This is a genomic window from Petrotoga halophila DSM 16923, from assembly GCF_002924615.1.
In genome coordinates this window covers 1-4656 of record NZ_JALY01000200.1, presented here as the reverse complement: position 1 = coordinate 4656, position 4656 = coordinate 1, and the positions used below count along the sequence as shown (strand labels likewise).

The following is a 4656-nucleotide window of genomic DNA, read 5'->3' as shown; positions in this document are numbered from 1 at the left end:
AAAGAAAAGGAGCCTCAGATCCTTCGAAAATGGGATGATTTAAATATTGCTTACTATCTCAGAGACAAAAGAATAGGGAGAAAAAAATTTGTTTTACATGATGGTCCACCGTATGCCAATGGAGACATTCATATGGGAACCGCCCTTAATAAAGTTTTAAAAGATATAGTTTTGAAATACAAAACATTGAGAGGTCTTGATGCACCTTATGTTCCTGGATGGGACACACATGGTCTTCCAATAGAACATAATGTAACTACTAAACTTGGAGATAAGGCGAATACTTTGAATAAGTCAGAAATTCGAAAACTATGTGAAGATTATGCTTTGAAGTTCGTAGACGTTCAACGTGAAAGCTTTAAAAGGTTAGGGGTAATAGGTTTTTGGGATAAACCCTATTTAACTTTAAATCCCGAATATGAAGCCAAGGTTTTAGAGATCGTTCGTACTTTAGTTGACGCTGGCAACATCTATAGGGGCACTAAACCGATATATTGGTGTCCAGAATGTCAAACCGCTTTAGCAGAAGCAGAAGTTGAATATCACGATCATACATCGGATTCAATTTATGTAAAGTTCCCTCTAGTTGGAGAAAATAATACACACGTGATCATCTGGACGACAACACCTTGGACTTTACCAGCAAACGTAGCTATTGCTGTGCACCCTGATTTTGATTACGCAAAAGTGGAAGTTGGAAACGAATATTGGATAATGGCTAAAGAATTGGTTGATAAAACCATGAAAGAAGCCGGTATAGATGATTATAAAATCATCGATACGTTTAAAGGATCAACATTAGACGGGAAAAAAGCTAGACATCCTTTTATTGATAGAGACAGCCTTTTGGTACTTGCAGATTACGTAACTTTAGAAGAAGGTACTGGATGTGTTCACACTGCACCAGGGCACGGTATGGAAGATTATATAACAGGTACAAAGTACAATCTTCAGGTAATATCTCCTGTAGATAGCCAAGGATATTTCACGGATGAAGCTGGAAAATATAAAGGGATGAAAATTTGGGAAGCGAACAAAGAAATTATCAAAGATCTAAAAGAAAACGGATTTCTCGTTCAATCAGGAAAGATAACTCATTCCTATCCACATTGTTGGCGTTGTAAAAACCCTGTTATCTTTAGAGCCACTCCTCAATGGTTTATAGACCTTGAAAAAAATAACTACCGTGAAAAGGTATTAGAAGAGATAAAAAAAGTAAATTGGATACCCAAGTGGGGAGAAAATAGAATATCCTCTATGGTGAGAGAGAGACCTGACTGGGTAATTTCAAGACAACGTGCATGGGGCATCCCAATACCAGCTATTAAATGTGAGGATTGTGGTGAAGCAATTTTAGATACCAAAATTTTAGACCACGTTATCGAAATTATAAAAAAAGAAGGGAGTAATGCGTGGTTCGAAAAAGAAACGAAAGAACTTTTACCGGATGGTTACACGTGTCCTAAATGTGGTGGTTCGGCCTTCCAAAAGGAAGAAGATATTTTAGACGTTTGGATCGATTCTGGATCCTCTTTTGAAGCGGTTGCAAATTCACGCGAAGAATTAAAAAAATTCCCTGTAGACTTATATTTGGAAGGAAGCGATCAACATCGAGGCTGGTTCCAAAGTTCTATATTCTTATCTGTTGCAAAACATGGAATAGCCCCTTATGAATCTGTTTTGACTCATGGCTTTATAAAAGACGAAGAAGGAAAGAAAATGTCTAAATCCTTGGGGAACGTAGTCAATCCAAAAGACATTATCAACAAATATGGAGCGGATATATTAAGATTATGGGTTGCATCAGCGGATTACAGAATGGATATAAAAATATCTTACAATATCTTAGAACAACAGGTTGAAACCTACCGTAAACTTAGAAATACTATAAGATTTTTGCTGGGTAATATAAATGATTTTAACCCTGATGAAGATTCTGTCGCTTATGAAGAAATGTTAGAAATAGACCAATGGGCGATGATGAAGTTACATAATTTGATAAAAAATGTCACCAAAGCCTATGACAATTACGAGTTTTACAAGGTACATTATCTGATAAACAACTTTTGCACTATAGATATGAGTTCTACTTACCTGGATATAATAAAAGATAGGATATATGTAGAAGGGAAAAAATCTAAACTCAGAAGATCAGCTCAAACCGTTTTATATGAAACTGCCGTAGCTTTAAATAAGATGATTTCACCAATATTACCTTTTACAGCAGAAGAAGTTTACGATCATCTCAATTATTCAAACAAATATGAAACCATATTCGCTGAACTATGGCCCGAGTACAAAGAAAATTATCTTAGTCAACAGTTAGAAGAAAAGTGGAATAAAATTTTTGCTTTGAGAGAGGATGTTTTAAAGGCACTTGAAGAAAAAAGAAAAGAAAAATCTTTGGGAAATTCTCTAGATGCCAAGGTTATCGTTAACCTAAAAGACGATACCTTAAAGCAAATTCTATCTCAATACGATAACAACTGGATTGCCGATCTATTTATAGTATCTCAATTTGAATTTGGTAATGTCGATGAAGGATTTGAGGGTAGGTACGGTACAATTAAAGTTACCAAAGCAGAAGGGGAAAAATGTGAAAGATGTTGGAAAGTAGATCCTAATACGGGCAAAGATCCTGAATTTCCGGGTGTTTGTCCAAGATGCGCAAGAGTATTAAAAGAAGAAATAAATGCGTAAACTCTAGGATGGGCTATATAGCGAAGGGATACAAAAAAAGGTTTTTAAAATTCTAAAGCTGCTCTTTTAAGTTATGTGAGGGGGTACACCATGAAACTTTTTTTTGGAAAAAAGGAAGAGAAAGTAATAAAACTTTTTTCTAAACATTTAGAAAAAGTTGAAGAAGGAGTAAACTTACTCACAGAATCAGTAGAATTATATGTAACCGACGATATTGAAAAATCTGTAGAATTATCAAAACAAATATCTAATATAGAAAGCGAAGCTGATACATTAAGAAGAAAAACCGAAAGTGAAATGTATCAAGGAGCTTTTTTACCAAATTTCAGAGGTGAGCTTTTAGAATTAATAGAAGCTGTTGATAAGGTTATGAATAAAATCCAAACCGTTTCAGAAATCTTAGCTTTTCAAAAACCTAAAATACCTGAGGACTTTAAAGCAGATTTCTTAGAACAAAGTCGATTGGTAAAAAAAACTTATAAGTTCTTGAAAAAATCTATAGAAAACGTATTCGAAAATATAGAAAAAAGTGGTGAATATATTCAAAAAGTTGAATTACATGAACATGAAGAAGATATCTTAGAGAAAGATATGCTAAGAAGATTGTTTGAAATAAATAACCTTGAGTTATGCGAAAAATTGCAGTTAAAAGATCTTTTTTTACAAATAGGAGATATAGCTGATAAGGCTGAAGATGCGTCTGATAAATTAGAAATTATAGTCTTAAAAAGGAACATTAAATGAAAAAACCGCTGGTCACGAAAAAACCAGCGGTTTTTTTATATCAAGGTCATTGTTACATAAAGTTCACTATAGCAAAAGATAAACCTGCAGAAATTACCACCGAGATAATTATATCTAAGAAGTTCACTCCTCCAGCACCTTCAGTTGTTTGTTTTACCTCAGTAACCTCTTGAGATAGCTGGTCGACACTACTTTGAACGGTTTGCAAATTTTGTGACAATTCAGTAATAGATTCGGAATTGTTACTTAATTGAACACTCAATTCGTCAGTATCGTTTTTTAACGAGGTAAAATCAGTTTTATCAACTTTAGAATCTATCTTCGAATTCAAGTTAGCCGTTAAAGCGTTTAATCTCTCCAAATCTTGGTTGACACTAGAAAAAGAATTTTGTAAAGTACCGACTGAATTTTTTAACGACTTTATTTCCTGATTGTAATTAGCAACCGTTTGAGAAAGATTTTGATAATTATTATCCAGACTTTCAACAGTGTTTTCCAAATTGGTTACTCTGCTATCTAAGCTTCTAATGTCAGCTTCGCTTACAGCAGACACGGATATGGCGTTAACCGTTCTTTCTAATTCATCTATCTTTGTGGTAGCATAACCAAGCAACTCATAAGAATTCTGTAGTTCCTTCACCGAACTATCCAACCTCCAAACGGAGCTCTGAAGACTAGAAAGATCACTTGTAACAGAGTTTAATTTTGTTTGAAGTTGTTGTAATTCTGATGATGAAACCCCTTGTGGTACAGATAAACTACTTACAGTCTTTTCCAGATTTGCTAAATTTTGGGCTAAAGGTTCAACCATACTTTGTTCTACGTAATCAATCGTTCTGGACAAAGCGACAGTCAGTTGATACCTGTTCATGTTTTCTAATCCTTTAAATGTACCATCGGGGTATCCTTCAATTATGCCTATACTAGAAAGTCTTTCAACTGCGTCATAGGCCCAATGATTAATGGGAACATCTTTAAAAGACTGCGAAAATAATCCCAAAGCCAAAAATAAAAACAGAAACACAATACCTACCTTTTTCACTACACACACCTCCTGAATTTTAGAATTTTAAGTTTTTTGCTGTTATCGATTTTATTTTACCACAAAAAATGGTAAAATAAGATGAAAAAATATTGGAGGTGTTATTTTTGTTTCAAAAAAGAACTCACACTTGTGGAGAATTAAACGAAGACGATATAGATAAGATCGTT

Annotated in this window: 3 protein-coding genes; 2 read left to right on the top strand and 1 reads right to left on the bottom strand. The window is 34.2% G+C overall.

Going from position 1 to position 4656, the window contains the following annotated elements:
- Both ileS and AA81_RS09940 read left to right on the top strand, forming a co-directional pair.
- Positions 1 to 2700, top strand: a 2700-nt coding sequence (gene ileS / locus AA81_RS09945) for an isoleucine--tRNA ligase (protein WP_103898923.1), incomplete at its 5' end; no start/stop codon positions are given.
- A 90-nt stretch (positions 2701 to 2790) separates the two neighbouring features.
- Positions 2791 to 3444 carry a TIGR00153 family protein gene (locus tag AA81_RS09940; protein WP_103077218.1) on the top strand — a complete coding sequence of 218 codons (654 nt, stop codon included), beginning with the start codon at positions 2791 to 2793 and terminating at the stop codon, positions 3442 to 3444.
- Between the two features lie 52 nt (positions 3445 to 3496).
- Here the strand turns inward: AA81_RS09940 and AA81_RS09935 are convergent, their stop codons facing one another.
- Positions 3497 to 4486: an S-layer homology domain-containing protein gene (locus AA81_RS09935; protein WP_169999732.1), complete on the bottom strand. Its 990-nt coding sequence runs from the start codon at positions 4484 to 4486 to the stop codon at positions 3497 to 3499.
- Positions 4487 to 4656: the final 170 nt, after the last annotated feature.